Source organism: Pseudomonas sp. ICMP22404 (assembly GCF_006227205.1).
Classification (GTDB): domain Bacteria; phylum Pseudomonadota; class Gammaproteobacteria; order Pseudomonadales; family Pseudomonadaceae; genus Aquipseudomonas.
Genome location: NZ_VCNG01000014.1, coordinates 122,469 through 140,593, shown reverse-complemented (window position 1 = coordinate 140,593; position 18,125 = coordinate 122,469). Strand labels below are relative to the sequence as shown.

At 62.0% G+C, this 18,125-nt stretch carries 11 protein-coding genes; 5 read left to right on the top strand and 6 right to left on the bottom strand.

From position 1 onward, the window contains the following. The first annotated feature begins 75 nt into the window (after positions 1–75). From FGE05_RS22745 to FGE05_RS22730, 4 genes are all read left to right on the top strand, one after another. On the top strand, positions 76–1,263 hold the full coding sequence (locus FGE05_RS22745; RefSeq protein WP_139648464.1) for an FAD-dependent monooxygenase: 1,188 nt from the start codon (positions 76–78) through the stop codon (positions 1,261–1,263). Between the two features lie 496 nt (positions 1,264–1,759). Further along, entirely contained in the window at positions 1,760–2,587 is an 828-nt protein-coding gene (locus tag FGE05_RS22740; RefSeq protein ID WP_139648462.1) for a helix-turn-helix transcriptional regulator, read from the top strand. An 84-nt stretch (positions 2,588–2,671) separates the two neighbouring features. Further along, complete coding sequence (gene adeC / locus FGE05_RS22735) at positions 2,672–4,096, top strand: AdeC/AdeK/OprM family multidrug efflux complex outer membrane factor (protein ID WP_139648460.1); 1,425 nt, start codon at positions 2,672–2,674, stop codon at positions 4,094–4,096. A 6-nt stretch (positions 4,097–4,102) separates the two neighbouring features. After that, positions 4,103–4,309, top strand: coding sequence for a hypothetical protein (locus FGE05_RS22730; RefSeq protein WP_139648458.1), 207 nt, complete (start codon positions 4,103–4,105; stop codon positions 4,307–4,309). A gap of 176 nt (positions 4,310–4,485) precedes the next feature. On the opposite strand, the gene hemN is transcribed toward FGE05_RS22730, so the two are convergent. The 3 genes from hemN to FGE05_RS22715 form a co-directional block, all read right to left on the bottom strand. After that, complete coding sequence (gene hemN / locus FGE05_RS22725) at positions 4,486–5,874, bottom strand: oxygen-independent coproporphyrinogen III oxidase (RefSeq protein ID WP_139648456.1); 1,389 nt, start codon at positions 5,872–5,874, stop codon at positions 4,486–4,488. Further along, positions 5,871–7,193: a coproporphyrinogen III oxidase gene (locus FGE05_RS22720; RefSeq protein WP_257225698.1), complete on the bottom strand. Its 1,323-nt coding sequence runs from the start codon at positions 7,191–7,193 to the stop codon at positions 5,871–5,873. Before FGE05_RS22720 ends, hemN begins: the two co-directional genes overlap by 4 nt. A 94-nt stretch (positions 7,194–7,287) precedes the next feature. Then, positions 7,288–7,731 carry a CopD family copper resistance protein gene (locus FGE05_RS22715; RefSeq protein ID WP_139648454.1) on the bottom strand — a complete coding sequence of 148 codons (444 nt, stop codon included), beginning with the start codon at positions 7,729–7,731 and terminating at the stop codon, positions 7,288–7,290. Between the two features lie 383 nt (positions 7,732–8,114). Here FGE05_RS22715 and FGE05_RS22710 point away from each other — a divergent pair, with 383 nt between their 5' ends. Next, entirely contained in the window at positions 8,115–13,724 is a 5,610-nt protein-coding gene (locus tag FGE05_RS22710) for a putative Ig domain-containing protein (protein ID WP_139648452.1), read from the top strand. Between the two features lie 298 nt (positions 13,725–14,022). Here FGE05_RS22710 and FGE05_RS22705 read toward each other — a convergent pair whose 3' ends face one another. From FGE05_RS22705 to FGE05_RS22695, 3 genes are all read right to left on the bottom strand, one after another. After that, on the bottom strand, positions 14,023–15,603 hold the full coding sequence (locus FGE05_RS22705) for an aldehyde dehydrogenase (NADP(+)) (RefSeq protein ID WP_139648450.1): 1,581 nt from the start codon (positions 15,601–15,603) through the stop codon (positions 14,023–14,025). 13 nt (positions 15,604–15,616) lie between these two features. Continuing rightward, positions 15,617–16,609, bottom strand: coding sequence for an AraD1 family protein (araD1, locus tag FGE05_RS22700; RefSeq protein WP_139648448.1), 993 nt, complete (start codon positions 16,607–16,609; stop codon positions 15,617–15,619). 156 nt (positions 16,610–16,765) lie between these two features. Further along, a complete protein-coding gene (locus FGE05_RS22695; protein ID WP_139648446.1) occupies positions 16,766–18,088 on the bottom strand; it encodes an MFS transporter in 1,323 nt (440 codons plus the stop codon). Positions 18,089–18,125: the final 37 nt, after the last annotated feature.

Sequence of the window (18,125 nt, the reverse complement as noted above, 5' to 3'; positions counted from 1 at the left end):
CGGGGATGAATCCCCTCGCCACAATGATTCATACAAATCTCAAGTGAATAGCACCACGGAACAGGTGAAACCAACATGACAACACCCAGGAAAGCCATCGTGGCAGGCGCCGGTATCGGCGGACTGACCGCAGCCATCGCCCTGCAACGAGCGGGCTGGCAGGTCAAGGTCTTCGAAGCGGCCCAGACGCTGCGCACCGGTGGCACCGGTCTGTCCATCATGGCCAATGCCATGGCGGCGCTGCACTCGATCGACGCCCACGTTCCGGTGGAACAGGCAGGCCAGGCGATCCGCCAGTTTTTCTTCAAGAAGCACAACGGCGAGCCCATCACCCGCATGCCGATCCACGAAGTCGGCGAGCAACTGGGCCATCCCAATGTGAACATCCAACGCCCGCTGCTGCTGCGCGCCCTGGCCCAGCAGCTCGCCCCCGACAGCCTGACCACCGGATTGCGTTGCGTGAGCTACAGCCATCGCCCGGATGGCGTGGCGGTGCAGTTCGAAGATGGCAGCACCCAGGAAGCCGACCTGCTGATCGGCGCCGATGGCCTGAACTCGGTCATCCGCCGGCAGATGCTCGGCGAGACACCTACACGCCCCTCGGGCTATATCGCCTGGCTCGCGGTAACGCCGTTGCGCCATCCGGTGATGACCGAGGGCTATGTGGCCCATTACTGGGGTCGCGGCAAGCGGTTCGGGCTGTGTGACGTAGGGGATGGCCATGCGTACTGGTGGGGCACCTGCAACCGTGCCAATGCGGCTGACGACGCCTTGAACGTCAATAAACAGGAAGTGCTCGCCGCCTATGCCGGCTGGGCACCGGAGGTCGTTGCCGCCATCGAGGCCACGCCCGAGAGTGCCCTGCTGAAAATGCACGCCCGGGATCGTCATCCCGTGAAGCAATGTCGCGATGGGCACGTAGTGCTGCTGGGCGATGCCGCTCATCCGATGCTGCCCAGCCTGGGCCAGGGTGCGGCACAGGCCATTGAGGATGCCGTGGTGCTTGCCGATTGCCTGGCGCAGGCGCCGGACCTTGGCAGCGCGCTGGCACATTACCAGGCGTACCGACTCCCCCGGGCCAACGGCATCGTCAATGCCGCACGTTTCATGAGCGGTATCGAACAGGCCGAATCGACATTCGCCTGCTGGGCCCGGGAATGGTACTTCCGCCTGACACCACAGAGCAGCTGGCGCAAAAAGAACCTCGACATCCTGTCGTTCAAACCCGACCTACAACCGGTTGCAGCCTACGTCAATGACTGAAATCGACTCACGCATAGACAAAAAATGAAAAAAAATTCAAAAATAGGAGGCGTCCTACAGATTTGGAACTTTAATTCTGGGCGTTTACCCCTAGAAAAAAAGCGCTATCGAGGCGTCGAAAACCAGACACAAGAAGCAGCCAACGGCCCACCCGCTTCTATAACCTTATGTTTTTAGGGGTGAATTTTAATATCAGCCAATCAGGCTGGCTAACCGTACTGACCAGGCATTTTGCAAAGGGAGAGGTTTTTGCCAGGAATCGTCAGCTAAAACAGGACCGTCGGACTGTCCCTGTTTTCCCTTACAGACTTTTCCTACATGAGAATGCTTAATAGTCCCACCGGCTGAATCGTTTTTCATGTGAATGGATTCACAGGTGATTTTGATCCTCAGGTCTTAAATCCAGAAAAGGCTTCAGCATTTTAGGAAGCGATCGGATTTTTCTCCGTCGACGGTCACTGAGATGCAAAGCAGTTTCGATATGCAGGATAAGCATATGAATCGACATGCGGTTTTTGGAGGTGCGCAAAACACGCACATCTACGCGGAGCTAGGGAAGCTGATTTCAAGTGTCGGACACGAGAGTTTCTTGACCAACATGCACCAACTGATCGAAACATCGGTGCCTGTCAGTCGACTCGAACTGAGTGAGTGGACAATTGACGATGCCCAGGCAACGGTCCTCGATGTGCAGTTGCTCGGGGATGCAGGCCAGCCGAAAAGCCCGCAGATGCAATCCGTCTGCCCTACCACTGCAATACAGCGCAACGACCACCCCCTGGTGAAACGGGTCCTGGAAGTGGACGACGCCCTGCTGATCCACCTGGGCGCACGGATGAAGAACGAAAGAGACAACAACTGCCTGGGTACTTCCCATCAATGCAGCCTGATTTCGCGCAAGGGCAATCGTCGCTGCGTGATCTCGTTGCACCGGCCCCAGGCACAGCGCGACTTTTCCCTGCAGGAACTGTCCTTTTTGAAATACCTCTCCGAGACACTGTTGCCGCTGGGGGAGCGTCATGCCCACCTCAATCGGCAATCGTCTCTCAGGAGCCCGGGCAGCGCCACCTCTCATCCACTGAACATCGCTGACCAGACACAGCTGCAACGGGATTTCGATGAACGATTGAGCCCTTGTGACGTGACCCTGTCGGTGCGGGAAAAAGAGGTCTGCCTGGGACTCCTGGCAGGCGGCACCGTCCCGGAGATAGCGGAAAAGCTGCAGGTCAAAAACAGCTCCATCGAAACCTACCTCAAACGCGCCGCCGCCAAACTTGGCGTCAGCGGACGGCATGGGCTGGCGAAATGGATGATCGGATCCTGATGCGCAGGCACCGGCGCGCACGGATCTAACCGAACCCCTGCCCGTGCCACCGGGGCCTGGCAGGCATCACGATGAGACAGGTCGATGCGTAAACTTCTGAGCCCTTTGACGGCCGCGACACTCCTGCTCGGCGGTTGTTCGCTGATCCCGGACTACCAGCGCCCCGATGCCCCCGTCGCCGCGCAATATCCCCAGACGTCCGCCTATGCCCCGGCCCTGTCGGGACCTGCCGCGGCCGATCAGGGCTGGCGGGACCTGTTCCATGATCCGGCGCTGCAGCAAGTCATCGAAAGCGCGTTGATCAACAACCGCGACTTGCGCGTGGCGGCCCTGAACGTCGAGGCCTACCAGGCGCAATACCGGATCCAGCGCGCGGACATCTTCCCGGCGATCAGTGCCAACGGCACCGGCTCGCGCCAGCGGCTGCCGGGCAGCCTGACGGGAACCGGCAAACCGGGGATCAGCAGCTCATATTCCACCACGCTGGGCATCAGCGCTTATGAGCTGGATCTGTTCGGACGCATACGCAGCCTCAGCGACCAGGCGTCCCTCATCTATCTGTCCAGCGAAGAAGCTCGCCGCAGCACCCAACTGAGCCTGGTGGGCAGTGTCGCCAGTGCCTACCTGACCTGGCGTGCCGACCAGGAATTACTGGCACTGACCCAGGACACGCTGCAGTCCTATGAACAAAGCCTGCGCCTGACAGAACGAAGCAATCAGGTGGGCACCGCCTCGGCCCTGGCCCTCAGCCAGTCTCGTACCTCAGTGGAAGATGCCAGGGCCCGCCTGGCCCAGTTCCAGCGCCAGGTTGCCCAGGACTTCAACAATCTCACCTTGCTGGTCGGCACTTCGGTCGCGGATGACCTGCCCGCCCGCCCCCTGGCTTCAGAGCTGCTGAGCGAGGTTCCGGCCGGCCTGCCTTCGGACCTGTTGCAACGCCGTCCGGATGTGCTTGAGGCCGAGTACCTGCTGCAAGCGGCCAACGCCAATATCGGCGCGGCCCGTGCTGCCTTCTTCCCGAGCATCAGCCTGACCGCCAACGCCGGCACCTCGAGCAATGAGTTGTCCGGGCTGTTCAAGAGCGGGTCGGGCAGCTGGCTGTTCCAGCCCCAGATCAACCTGCCGATTTTCAATGCCGGCAGCCTTCGGGCGAGCCTGAACTATTCGAAAATCCAGAAGGATATCCGCGTCTCCCAGTACGAGAAGTCGATCCAGACGGCTTTCCGGGAAGTCTCCGACGGCCTGGCGGCGCGCAAGACCTACAAGGAACAGTTGGTCGCGCAGACCGATCTGGTACAGGCCAACCAGGACTACTACAGGCTGGCGGAGCGTCGCTATCGTATTGGCGTCGACAGCAGCCTGACGTTCCTCGATGCACAACGCTCACTGTTCAGCGCCCGGCAGACCCTTATCGTCGATCGACTGTCGCAGCTGCTCGCCGAGGTCAACCTGTACAAGGCGCTGGGTGGGGGTTGGGTAGAACGCACAAACACCATGACTGTGAGGTGAACGAAGATGGGCACATTCGAACCTGGAACACTTGTCCGTTTACGCTCGGGAGGCAAGACCATGGTGGTCAAGCCTGCCTCATCGATCGCCCAGTTGCCCGACACCCTGCTGCTACTTTGCGAGTACCGGGCCAAGAATCGGCTGGTGCAGGGTTTCTATGCCGTGCGCGACCTGATCCCGGCGTCTGCGACACCCGACGGTGAAAGAACCTGACCTGGCTCGGGCACCTTCAACACCCACGCAAGCTGACCTATCGCCATCGCGAGCAGGCTCGCTCCCACAGGGGATTGGCGCCGGACGCAAATGCCGAAAGCGCCCCTGATAATGTGGGAGCGAGCCTGCTCGCAATGACGGCGGCACAGCCAACATCGTAGCGCTTCATCACGGCCTTACACCGTTCGCGAATACTGGACCGTCGGGGCTGCTTCCAGGTAGGCGTCGAAGGCCATGGCAACGCTACGCATCATCAGTTGTCCCTGGGGCAGCAGTACCAGCGCGTCGGGGTGGATTTGCAGCAATCCGTCACGCACCTGTTCCTGGAGCCGGGACAACGCGCCGGCGAAGTATTCGCTGAAGCAAATGCCGTGGCCAGTCTCGATCCGGCTGACATCCACGCGCCCATGACACATCAATTCGCTGATGACTTCACGCCGCAAGCGGTCGTCATCGCTCAGGCGATAGCCGCGCTGCACCGGCAGCAGGCCCTGGTCCAGGCGGGCGTAATACTGGGACAGCTCCTTGACGTTCTGGTTATAGCTGTCGCCGACCTTGCCGATCGAAGACACGCCCAGGCCGATCAGGTCGCAGTCCGCGTGGGTGGAGTAGCCCTGGAAATTGCGCTGCAGGGTACCCTGCCCACGGGCACGCACCAGCTCATCGTCCGGCAGCGCAAAGTGATCCATGCCGATGTAGACATAACCCGCCTCGCTCAGCCGATTGATGGTCAGTTCGAGCAGCTCCAGTTTGCGCTCCGGCGGGGGCATGTCTTCAGGGCGGATCATCCGTTGCGCCCTCACCCGCTGCGGCAGGTGCGCGTAGCTGTAGGCCGCAATCCGGTCGGGGCGCAGGGCAATGATCTTGTCCAAGGTAGTATCGAAACTGGCGAGAGTCTGCAACGGCAGACCATAGATCAGATCGACGCTGACCGACTTGAAGCGCGCCTCCCGGGCCGCCGCCACCAATGCCGCGACCTGGGCCTCGCTTTGTACCCGATTGACGGCGGCTTGCACCTGGGCATCGAAATCCTGAATGCCGAAACTCAGGCGGTTGAAGCCCAACTGACGCAGCCCCTTGACCTGCTCGGCAGCGATGGTCCGCGGATCGACCTCGATGGAAAACTCATGGGCGTCGCTGTCGTCCATGTCGAACGACTGGTGCAGGCAGGCCATCAGCTCGGCCAGTTGTTCGTGGGTCAGATAGGTCGGCGTGCCGCCCCCCAGATGCAGTTGGGTCAGCTTGCGCGTGCGATCGAACAAGCTCGCTTGCAGGGCGATTTCACGCTTGAGGTAGCTCAGGTATTCGGCGGCGCGATGGGTCTTGCGGGTGATGATCTTGTTGCACGCGCAGTAGTAACACAGGCTCTGGCAGAACGGGACGTGGATGTACACCGACAACGGCTTGGGCACCAAGGCCTGGTTGCTGCGCCGGGCAGCCTCGCGGTATTCATCCATGGCAAATGCCTGGTGAAACTGCGGCGCCGTGGGATAGGAGGTGTAGCGAGGTCCCGGGCAATCGTACTTCTCGACCAGGGCACGATTGAACGTGGATGGGGCATTCATGATGGATTCAACCTTTCAAAAGGCTTGGTCGGTATCGGTTCGAAGGGCATGGCAAGTGCATCGTCAGGGCACGGGTCGAACAGACTGCAAATCGCGTCCACGCTCAATCGACCGGCCGGCAGGATGCCGATGAAGCGGCTCGACAACTCGATCAATCCATCGACATTCAAGGCTTCCAGCTGCGACCAGATCGACGCGAAATGGTCGCGAAAAACCAGTCCGAAACGGGCCTCGATGGCGGGGATGTCCAGTTCCAGGTCACAGGAAAGCTGTTCGGTTACCGCCGCCCTGACCTGAGCCCCGGCCTCACAACGCCAACCGCGACAGACCGGCAGTTGCCCGGCCCCCAGTTGCTGGCGGTACAGCAACAAATCCTCGGTGTTCTGCACGTACAGATCGTCGATCTGGGTGATGGCCGCCAGCCCGAACCCCACATGATCAGAGCAACCATGCCGGGTAAAACCCTGGCAGTCATGGTGCAAGCGCCCATGCTCCTGGGCGACCGCCAGGTCATCGTCGGCCCGGACAAACAGTCCTTTCCCAATGTAGTGATACCCCGCTCCGATCAGCTGTTCGCAGCTGATCCGGCGCATGGCCTCCTTGTCCGCCTGGCTGCAAAAACTGCCGGCCATGGTGGCGTCCGTCAAACGGTAGCGATAAGGCGCCCGAGCGTAATCGAACACGTGCAGCCGGTCCGGCTCCAGTTCGATCAAGGTGGCCAGCTTCAATGCGAAGCTGTGGGGTGTCTGCCAGGCGTGACCATAACCGAGGTCAATACTGATGGAGCGAAAGCCGAAAGTCCGCGCCGCGTCGATCAATGAATGGATCGGTGCCGGATTCTGGTAGCAATCCACCGACAGGTCGCGGTCGGCGCCCATGTCGGGGACACCGATGCTGACGTGGGTGAAGCCCTGGTCGCGGATCAGGCCCATGGTCGACCAATCGGTGTGATGCAGGTCCAGCTCGATGCCCCGGTCGCCGCTCTCGGAAAAGTCGAAGCGCTTGCGCAATTCCCCCACCAGCCGCTGTAGATGAACGATCACCGGCGTGCCGCCGGTCAGCCAGAACTGATCGACCCGCCGGCCCGTCCCCAGGTGACAGCCGACCAGGCCCATCTCGTACATCAGCGATTGCAGATAGACATCGATCCCGGCGCACTGGCAAACGCTGGCAAGGGGTGAACACGACGCCAGCCTCAGGCGCGACGGCAGGTGCACCGACAACGATAGGGGTCGCCGTTTCTGGCGGCTGTGGCGCAACCCTCGGAGCAGATCGAGGGAGCCGACGCCTCCGTGGAATTTATGTAGCAGGTCGAACATGACAATCTCCGAGTGGCTGCGCGGGGATATTGTCCGGCCTCACCTCCCAAGCCACCTTGACCTGTATCAAGCGCCTTGAACCCATGCCACCCTGTTACCAACTGACGTAGAACATGCCCTTGGCCAACAGCACGATCGCCACCAGATGCAGGAACACCCGAGTGTGGATGACTTGGACGTAGCGTGCGTTCATGTGCCCGCGCCTGAACAGCCACATGGCCCAGAGAAAATGCCCCAGCACACTGCCCGCCAGCAGGATCTTCAACCCCAGCAACAGACCGAACGACGATTGCCACGGCGAGATCAACAACGGCCAGTAGCGCAACCAGACCATTCCAACCCCCGCACCGAACAGCACCAGCAGCACCCAGGGCATCAACTGGCGGGCACGCCGGCTGATGCCCTGTTCGAGCAGCACCATGACTTTGGCGGGCAATTGCTGGCGGATGCTCTCCAGGAACAGCACCTCGAAGAACACCGTGCCGATGAACACCAGGGCGGCGAAGAGGTGCAGGGTCAGGAACAGCGGATAGATCATGGGGGCCGTCCGGTTGCGCTCGATGGTTTACCCGAGACTAACGCGTGGGCCGGATCCCCGAGTTGATGCCAATCAAGCAACCGCTCATCAAGCCACCACTCCCCTGTGGGAGTGAGCCTGCTCGCGATTGGCGGCTGCACATTCAGTATCGATACCAGCTGATCCATCGCTATCGCGAGCAGGCTCGCTCCCACAGAGGGCGCCGCGTCAATGAAACGTAACTTTCCCGCACAAGGTTCCCGACCGCTGATCAGGTAGTTCAGCTTTTTGACACTTCCCCGACATTCGGTCACAACTTTCACGCTCCGTCAGGTCATAACCCTGTGGTCGCCGATGGAATATTGGCATCTACCGTGGTTCCAGCCCGATACGGAGATAAGCTCATGATTTTCAAAGTACAAAATTTTGGCGCCAAAGGAGACGGTATTACCGATGACACCGCGGCCATCCAGGCAGCGATAGACGCGGCGGCAGCGGCAGGTGGGGGGCAGGTGTATGTGCCAGCGGGGACCTATATCGTTTCGGCCGGCGAAGAACCTTCCGATGGTTGCCTGATGCTCAAGAGCAACGTCCACCTGTATGGCGACGGCATGGGCGAGACCACCGTCAAGGTGGCCGACGGTTCCGACACCAAGATCACCGGCGTCATCCGCTCCGCCTACGGCGAAGAGACCCACGATTTCGGCATCAGCCAGCTCACCATCGACGGCAACCGCGACCACACCACCGGCAAGATCGACGGCTGGTTCAACGGGTACATTCCCGGCGAAGAAGGCTACGATTCCAACGTCACCATCGACAGCGTCGAGATCAAGGACTGCTCGGGGTACGGCTTCGACCCCCACGAACAGACCGTCAACATGGTCATCAAGAACAGCGTATCCCACGGCAACGGCCTGGACGGCTTCGTGGCCGACTTCCTCAGCGACAGCACCTTCGAAAACAACGTTGCCTACGACAATGACCGGCACGGTTTCAACGTCGTCACCAGCACCCACGACTTTACCCTCACCAACAACGTCGCCTATGACAACGGCGGCAACGGCATCGTGGTGCAGCGCGGCAGCGAGAACATCCCCTCCCCCAGCAACATCATCATCACCGGTGGCGAGGTGTACGGCAACGGCGCCGAAGGGGTGCTGATCAAACTGTCCAGCGAAGTGACAGTCACCGGCGTCGATATCCACGACAACGCCAGCGCCGGGGTACGCATCTACGGCAGCAACCACGTCGAGATCATCGACAACACCCTCAACAACAATTCCCTGGGCGGCGCCGTTCCCGAGATCATCATCCAGTCCTACGACGACACCCTGGGTGTCTCCGGCAAGTACTTCAACGGCAGCGATAACACGATCCAGGGCAACCTCATCAGTGGCAGCGACCTGTCGACCTATGGCGTGGCCGAGCGTAACGAAGACGGCACCGATCGCAATGCGATCATCGCCAACACCATCAGCCACACCAGCAAGGGCGCGACGCTGGTCTATGGCGATGGTAGCTACGTCAGTGCCGCGGAACCGATGACCACCGTACAAGGCACCGCCGGCAACGACACGCTGCTGGGCACCAGCGCCAGCGAGATCTTCTATGGTGGCGCCGGCAACGACACCATCAACGGCGCAGCCGGCGGCGACATCCTGGTGGGCGGCGCGGGCGTCGATAAACTCACCGGCGGCACAGGCGCCGATACGTTTCGCTTCTCCAGTCAGTCCGACAGCTACCGCAACGCAACCACCAGCTTCGATGACACCATCACCGACTTCGATGTCACCCAAGACAAGATCGACCTCGCCGGCCTGGGCTTTACCGGCCTGGGCAACGGTCGTGGCGGCACTCTGCAGATCAGCTACAGCGCCAGCAATGACCGCACCTACATCAAGGATTTCGACGCCGATGCCAGCGGCAATCGCTTCGAGCTGATTCTCTCCGGCAACCTCGCCAGCACCCTGACGGCCAACAACTTCATCTTCAACCGGGTGGTCACCGGCACCAGTGGCAACGACACGCTGACGGGCAGCGACTCGGCCGATACCCTGCTTGGCCTGGCGGGCAACGACAGCCTCAGTGGCGGCGCCGGCGACGACAAGCTCGACGGTGGGGCCGGCATGGACACCCTCACCGGCGGTGCCGGGGCGGACACCTTCGTGTTTTCCAGCCGCCTGGACAGCTACCGCAACTACAACACCGGTGGCGCCAACCTGGGCGACCTGATCACCGACTTCAACGTCGCTTCCGACAAAATCGACCTGTCGGCCCTGGGCTTCACCGGCCTGGGGGATGGCAAGAACGACACCGTGTACCTGGTGCTCAACAGCGCCGGCACCAAGACCTACATCAAGTCCCTGACCGCCGACGCCAATGGCAACCGCTTCGAAGTGGCCCTGGACGGCAATTACCTGAACACGCTGACCAGTGCCAACTTCGTGTTCGCGACCTCGTCGCCGACCAACCATGCGCCGGTGGTGGCGACGCCGCTGCTGGACCAGAATGCGACGGAGAACACACCGTTCAGCTACGTGGTTCCCGCCACCAGTTTTAGCGACCCGGACAACGACAGCCTCAGCTACACCGCCAAACTGGCCGACGGCAGCGCCCTGCCCAGCTGGCTGGTATTCGATGCCGCCACGCGCACCTTCAGCGGTACGCCAAGCGACACCGCCTCGGGCACCTATTCCATACAAGTCACCGCAACCGATGGCAGCAACGCCACTGTCAGCGACAGTTTTACCCTCGCCGTGCAGGACGTGCCCACCTCCGTCATCATCAATGGCACGCCGAACAACGACACGCTGACCGGTACCGTGGCCAACGAACAGCTGTTCGGTGGCGCCGGGAACGACACACTCAATGGCGGGGGCGGGAACGACATCCTGGTGGGCGGTACCGGGGTGGACAAACTCACCGGCGGCGCGGGTGCCGACGTGTTCCGCTATACCTCAAAGCTCGACAGCTACCGCACCAGCTCCACCAGCGCCAGTGACCAGATCCTCGACTTCGATGTGGCCGCCGACAAGATCGACGTCTCGGCGCTCGGCTACACCGGCCTGGGCAACGGCCTGAATGGCACCCTGCAACTGACCTACAGCGCCTCGACCAACCGCACCTACCTCAAAGACCTGACCGTCGACGCCAACGGCAACCGCTTCGAAGTGTCGCTGGCGGGCAATCTGGTCAGCAGCCTGACGGCCAGCCACTTCGTGTTCGCCGACCAGAACAGCCCCGGCAACGTGGCGCCGGTCGTGGCCATCCCACTCCTCGACCAGAATGCAAGTGAAAGCACGCCGTTCCGCTACACCGTGGCCCACGACAGCTTCACCGATGCCAACCAGGACGTATTGACCTACACCGCGACCCTCGCCGACGGCAGGGCCCTGCCCGCGTGGCTGACGTTCAACGCCACCAGCCTGACCTTCAGCGGCACACCGACCAGCACCGCTGCCGGTAGCTATGACGTGCTGGTCAAGGCCACCGATCCTTCAGGCGCCTCGGTCAGTGACAACTTCGCCCTGGTGGTGGCCGATGCCCCGGCCAACACCATCACCGGGACCAACAGTGCCGAAACCCTTAACGGTACGACCGGCGCGGACCTGATCCTGGGCCTGGGCGGCGACGACACGATCAAGGCCGGCACCGGTGCGGACATTGTCGACGGCGGCGTCGGACGCGACTCCCTGTACGGTGGCGACGGTGCCGATACCTTCCGCTACACCAACATGCTCGACAGCTACCGCGACTACGACACCGGCGGCGTGACAGCCACCGACACGGTCTATGACTTCACCGTGGGCGTGGACAAGATCGACGTGTCCAGCCTGGGCTTCATCGGTCTCGGGGACGGCACCAACGGCACCCTGTACATGACCCTGAACTCGGCCGGCGACAAGACCTACATCAAGTCCGCCGAAGCCGACGCCAATGGCAACCGCTTCGAGATCGCCCTCAGCGGCAACTACCTCAACACCCTGACCGCCAGTGATTTCGTGTTCGGCGAGCGCGCCCAGCAAGACATCCTCTACCTGCCGACCCTCGGTCAATCCAATGCGCGCCTGCTGCGCATGACCGAGGACGACGATCAATCCGGCACCTCCATGCTGGTCAACGACCTGGACCGCTACACCACCTACGACGTGCGCAGCCAGTTCACCGACGCCGACGGCAATGGCATCGACATCGCGGTGGGCGGCAGCACCGTCAACGGCTTGTCGACACTGAGCCCCGAAGAGCTGAAGTTGTGCTGGTGGCTGACCGACACCAACCAGCCCGGGCCCGCGCTGTTGCGCGCCGTGACGTTGCTGAAGGATCAGCTCACCGAACTCAAGTCCATCGATAACGTCACCATGGGCATTATCTGGGGCCAGGGCGAGGAAGCCGCGCAGGAGATCGCCCGCGCCACCGACAAGCAGGCTGCGGCCGCTGCCTACAAAGCCGCGACGCTGAAGGTGTTCGACTACCTGCATGCCCAGTTCGGCAATTTCAGCGTCTACCTGATGGAAACCGGTCACTACGAACAGGACGCAGCGCGGGCCCGTGGCTATTCCGAGGACAAGATTGCTTCGATTGTCGAAGGTGTCGGCTATGTCCGCGCCGCCCAGGAAGCCATGGCGGCCGAGCGCGCCGACGTCAAGCTGGCGGTGGACTACACCGACCTGCCGTTGCGCTACGAAGTCGATCCGCTGGTGTATCCCGACGACGTCTGGCATCTGCACGAGGAGTCGGCGGAAATCGTCGGCCAACGACTGGCCGACTACATCGCCGATGACCTGGGCTTTCATGGCAATCCCAACGACAACAACAGCGTGCAGGACATCTTCGACCACGCCAACCAGGGCGGGATGATCACGGGCACCGACCAGGCGGACACCCTGGTGGGCACCTCGGGCAACGATACCTTGGACGGTGACCTGGGAGCGGACAGCTTGACCGGTGGCGATGGCAACGACATCTACGTGGTCGATAACGCGTTCGACAGCGTGGTGGAAACCAACACCTCGGCCTCGCAGATCGATACGGTAAAGGCCTCGGTCAGTTGGACCCTGGGGGCCAATCTCGAGAACCTGGTGCTCACCGGCGTCTCGGACATCGATGGCACCGGCAATGAACGACGCAATTTCATCACCGGCAATATCGCCGACAATGTGCTCGACGGTGCCGCCGGCAACGACAGCATGAGCGGCGGCGATGGCGATGACACGTATTACGTCGACAACACCGGCGACACGGTGATCGAGACCAACAGCAATCCGCTGACCGGAGGCATCGACAGCGTGCACAGCCGCCTGGCGAGCTACACCCTCACCAGCAACGTCGAGAACCTGTACATCGACACCCCCGACGCGGCCAACGGCACGGGCAATACGCTGGACAATACGTTGTTCGCCGGGGCCGGCAACAACGTATTGGATGGGCGTGAAGGCAACGATACGGTGTCCTTCGAGCAGGCGCTGGCAGGGGTCACTGTGACCCTCTCGACGTCCGCGCAACAGAACACTGTAGGCTCAGGTCTCGATACGCTGAAGAACTTTGAGAACCTGACCGGCAGTGCCTACGCCGACACCCTGACCGGCAACAGCGCCGGGAACATCCTGGATGGCGGTGCAGGCAACGATACGCTGGTGGGAGGCTCGGGGGATGATCGACTGATCGGGGGGGCCGGCACCGACAACCTGACTGGTGGCACCGGCGCGGACACTTACGTGTTCAACGCACTGGCGGACATGGGGACCGGCGCGGCGCGCGATGTGATCAACGGCTTCAAGAGCACCGAATTGGACCACTTGGACCTCACCGGCCTGGACGCCAACCCACTGACCGCCAATATCGATGCCTTCACTTTCATTGGCAGCAACGCCTTCGACGCCACCAACGCCACCGGTCAGCTGCGCTTTGCCGACGGCATTCTCTACGGCAGCGTCAACGCCGACGCTACCGCCGAGTTCGAGTTCGAACTGGTCGGCGTCAAGGAGCTGCACGCCAGCGACTTCACGGCGTGAACTTTATGTGAGGGCTGGGCATGTCCGAATGCCAGTCAGTTAAGCCATACACTTGTGGGAGCATAGCTTGCTCGCGATTGCAGTAAGTCAGTCAGCAACAATGTCGACTGGTCTGTCGCTATCGCGAGCAAGCTTTGCTCCCACAGGTTTCCGCGCCGTTTGATTAGGGCAGCCCGCTCCCACAGGGGCTAAGTGGTGTAAGCAAATCCAGCATTCACCCAGGAACCACTGTGGGAGCGAGCCTGCTCGCGATGGCGGCCGTCCATCGAACCTCTATGGAGCGGCCGCCGCGCGATCGTCAGAGCGCCTCGCGCCCCGGCACTCCGTCCACCAACCGCAGGATCCCCAATGGATTGGCATTTTTCAGGGGTTCCGGCAGCAGGTTGTCGGGGTAGTTCTGGAAGCACACCGGCCGCAGGAAGCGGTCGATGGCCAGGGTGCCCACCGACGTGCCACGAGCATCGGAGGTGGCCGGGTAAGGGCCGCCGTGGACCATCGAATCACACACCTCGACCCCCGTCGGGTAACCGTTGAGCAGGATCCGGCCGACTTTCTGCTCCAGCAACGGCGTCAGTTCGCTGAACCGCTCGAAATCACCCGGCTCGCCGATCATGGTCGCGGTCAGTTGGCCGTGCAGGCCGTTCAGCGCAGCGCTGAGTTGCGCCTGGTCGGCCACTTCGACGAACACGGTGGTCGGGCCGAACACCTCTTCCTGCAACGCCTCGTCCCCTTCGATCAACAGGCTGGCGTCGGCCTTGAACAATTGCGGCTGGGCCTGGTTGCCTTCCTGTGCGCGCCCGGCCAGGTGCTCGATGCCCGGGTGGGCCAGCAACTTCTGCAAGCCCTTGCCATAACTCTGCAAGGTGCCGGCATTGAGCATGGTTTGTGGCGCCTGGTCACCGATCAGCGCGGCGACCTGCTGGGTGAATGCAGTGAACTGCGGCGAGCGGATGCCAATCACCAGGCCCGGGTTGGTACAGAACTGGCCACAGCCCATCACCACCGAGGCGGTCAGGTCGCGAGCAATGCTGTCGGCGCGGGTCGCCAGCGCTTCAGGCAGGACGATCACCGGGTTGATGCTCGACATTTCGGCGAACACCGGGATCGGCTGTGGACGCGCGGCGGCCATGTCGCACAGGGCACGTCCACCCCGCAGGGAACCGGTGAACCCCACGGCCTGGATCGCCGGGTGTTTGACCAGCCATTCACCGACGCCACCGCCGTAGATCATGTTGAAGACGCCGGCCGGCATCGCGGTTTTTTCGGCGGCGCGGATGATCGCATCGGCCACCCATTCGGCTGTCGCCATGTGGCCGCTGTGGGCCTTGAACACCACTGGGCAGCCAGCCGCCAGGGCCGACGCGGTGTCGCCACCGGCCGTGGAAAAAGCCAAAGGGAAATTGCTGGCGCCGAACACCGCCACCGGGCCCAGGCCGATGCGGTACTGACGCAGGTCCGGGCGCGGCAGCGGTTTGCGCTCCGGCAAGGCCCGGTCGATACGCGCACCGTAGAAATCACCACGGCGCAGGACCTTGGCGAACAAGCGCATCTGCCCGCTGGTACGGCCCCGCTCACCCTGGATCCGTGCGGCAGGCAATGCGGTTTCACGGCAGACCACGGCGACGAACTCATCGCCCAAGGCGTCCAATTCATCGGCAATGGCCTCGAGGAACTCGGCCCGGCGCACCGCGCTCAGGCTGCGGTAGGCCGGGTAAGCCGCGGCGGCGGCCCTGGCGGCGGCGTCGACCTCTTCCGCCGTGGCCTGGATGAAATCACCCGGCAAGGCTTCGCCAGTGCTGGCGTCGAGGCTCTGCAAACGCGTCTGGCCGGCCGCGCTGCGCGCCCCACCGATGTAGTTGTGACCAAGGATCTGGTTCATCGCAAGTCTCCTCTTAAAGTGTGCCGATAGTACCCGGGTTGAACACCGCGTCCACCGGGGCTATGCCGTTGACCAGCGGCGCGCCGAATTCGGCCTGGCTGATTTCGAACACGTCACCCGGCTGGGTACGGATGCCATCGGCGAACGACAGGGTCGCGGTGCCGAAGAAGTGAACATGCACATCCCCCGGACGCAGGAACTGACTGTACTTGAAATGGTGGAATTCCAGGTTTTCGAGGCTGTGGCACATGTTGGCCTCGCCGCTGAGGAATTCGTTCTGCCACAGCACTTCGCCGTTGCGCAGGATACGACTGGTCCCGGATAGATGTTGAGGCAATTCACCGACACGAAGTTCCGGCCCGAAACTGCAGCTGCGCAGTTTCGAATGGGCCAGGTACAGGTAATTCTTGCGCTCCATCACGTGATCGGAAAACTCGTTGCCCACCGCAAAGCCCAAGCGATAAGGCTTGCCGTCGAGACCGATGACGTAGAGGCCGCTGATCTCCGGCTCTTCGCCGGCGTCTTCGGCGAACGGCGGCAACGGGAACGGATGCCCCGGACGGACGACGATGCTGCCGTCGCCCTTGTAGAACCACTCCGGTTGCACGCCAGCCTGGCCGGCCTCGGGTTTGCCACCTTCGACGCCCCACTTGAAGATGCGCATGGTGTCGGTCATAGCGGCTTCGTCGCCGGCCTGCTGGTGCATCTTGTCCCGGGCCGAGGCACTGCCCAGGTGGGTCAGGCCGGTGCCGCTGACCAGCAGGTGCGCCGGGTCCGGATGATCCAGCGGCGGCAGGATGCGCAGCTCACCGAGCAACCGCGCGTAATCATGCTCGGCACCGAATCCCAGGCCGTTGACCTGCTCTTGCAGCTTCACACCCGCCCCGATGGCCGCCAGCGCCAGCTCACGCACGGTCGTCGCGCATTGCACTTCCCGCACCCGGTCGCCGTCCACCACACCGACACGGCGCTCACCGTTATCCAATTCGAACTGAACTAAACGCATGGTTTTCTCCTGTAAACACAACTCAAATACAGCACCAGCCCCCCTGTGGGAGCGAGCCTGCTCGCGATGACGGCGGCACATTCAACAGGGTGCAAGCTGACCCGACGCTATCGCGAGCAGGCTCGCTCCCACAGTGGATCGGGCGCCCCCCCTGAATCAGGTACGCGTCGCCCCCCGCGCACTGGCCGCGAACTGGTCCGCCGGCAGTACATGCTTGCGCTCCAGCAAGCGATACACCACGCCGGTCAACACCAGGCCGAACACCATCACACCGGACAGGAAGTACAGCCCCGAGGCCAGGTTGCCGGTGTATTCCTTCAGCGCACCGATCACGAACGGCCCGATATAGCCACCCAGGTTGCCCACCGAGTTGATCAACGCGATGCCCGCCGCCGCACTGGCGCCGGCAAAGAATCGTCCCGGCAAGGTCCAGAACACCGCCGTGCAGGAAAACAGTGCAAATGCCACCAGGCACAGCGCCGCCAGCTGCAACACCGGCACCGACAGCCAGGCGCTGAAGAACAACCCCATGGCGCCCAAGACATAGAGCACCGCCAGATGACCATAGCGATCATTCAAGCGGTCGGAGCTGCGAGGAATGATCAGCAAACCGATGATGCCGAAAATATAGGGCACCGAAGACACGAAACCGGTCACCAGGTCGCTGCCGCCGAACTGCTTGATCAGCGTCGGCAACCACAGGCCCAGGCCATAGATACTCAGGGTCACCGGCAGGTAGAACAGCGCCAACAGCAAGACCCGTTTGTCCTTCAGGGCATGCAGCGGATTACCGTGACGGGTCTGGCCGTACTCCTGCAGGTCCTTTTTCAGTTCACCGGTCAGCCAGTCTTTCTCGGCCTGGTCCATCCACTTCACCTGTTGCGGGCCATCCGGCAGGTAGCGCAGCACCGGCCAGGTCAGCAACACCGCCGGCAGGCCGATGACAATGAACAACCACTGCCAGCCGTGCAGGCCCAGGACACCGTCCATGCCCAGCAAGCCGCCGGACACGGGACCGGTGATCATCATGGCGATGGGTTGGGAAAGAATGAACAGGCCCAGGATCTTGCCGCGGTGGCGAACCGGAAACCATTGGGTGATGTAATACAGCACACCGGGGAAGAAACCGGCTTCGGCGGCGCCGAGCAAGAAGCGCATCACATAGAAGCTGTGGGGCCCCTGCACAAACGCCATACCGATGGTGATGGCGCCCCAGGTGATCATGATCCGGGCGAACCAGCGCCGGGCACCGAAGCGTTCGAGCATGAGATTGCTGGGAATCTCCAGCAGGAAATAACCGATGAAAAACAGCCCGGCGCCCAGGCCGTAGGCGGCATCGCCAATACCCAGGTCGGCGCCCATGTGCAGCTTGGCAAAGCCCACGGCAGAGCGGTCTACATAGGCGATCAGGTACAGCAGGATCAGGAAGGGAATCAGTTTCAGCGTGATGCGACGGATAAGCCGCAATTCCTGGCTCATGGGACCGGTCTCCGATTGTTGTTGTTATGGAACCTCG

What these genes read in the sequence shown, in the direction of transcription:
- FGE05_RS22695 (WP_139648446.1), bottom strand. Translation starts at nt 18,088, where the DNA reads ATGAGCCAGGAATTGCGGCTTATCCGTCGCATCACGCTGAAACTGATT.
- araD1 (WP_139648448.1), bottom strand. Translation starts at nt 16,609, where the DNA reads ATGCGTTTAGTTCAGTTCGAATTGGATAACGGTGAGCGCCGTGTCGGT.
- FGE05_RS22715 (WP_139648454.1), bottom strand. Translation starts at nt 7,731, where the DNA reads ATGATCTATCCGCTGTTCCTGACCCTGCACCTCTTCGCCGCCCTGGTG.
- FGE05_RS22730 (WP_139648458.1), top strand. Translation starts at nt 4,103, where the DNA reads ATGGGCACATTCGAACCTGGAACACTTGTCCGTTTACGCTCGGGAGGC.
- FGE05_RS22740 (WP_139648462.1), top strand. Translation starts at nt 1,760, where the DNA reads ATGAATCGACATGCGGTTTTTGGAGGTGCGCAAAACACGCACATCTAC.
- adeC (WP_139648460.1), top strand. Translation starts at nt 2,672, where the DNA reads ATGCGTAAACTTCTGAGCCCTTTGACGGCCGCGACACTCCTGCTCGGC.
- FGE05_RS22720 (WP_257225698.1), bottom strand. Translation starts at nt 7,193, where the DNA reads ATGTTCGACCTGCTACATAAATTCCACGGAGGCGTCGGCTCCCTCGAT.
- FGE05_RS22745 (WP_139648464.1), top strand. Translation starts at nt 76, where the DNA reads ATGACAACACCCAGGAAAGCCATCGTGGCAGGCGCCGGTATCGGCGGA.
- hemN (WP_139648456.1), bottom strand. Translation starts at nt 5,874, where the DNA reads ATGAATGCCCCATCCACGTTCAATCGTGCCCTGGTCGAGAAGTACGAT.
- FGE05_RS22705 (WP_139648450.1), bottom strand. Translation starts at nt 15,603, where the DNA reads ATGAACCAGATCCTTGGTCACAACTACATCGGTGGGGCGCGCAGCGCG.
- FGE05_RS22710 (WP_139648452.1), top strand. Translation starts at nt 8,115, where the DNA reads ATGATTTTCAAAGTACAAAATTTTGGCGCCAAAGGAGACGGTATTACC.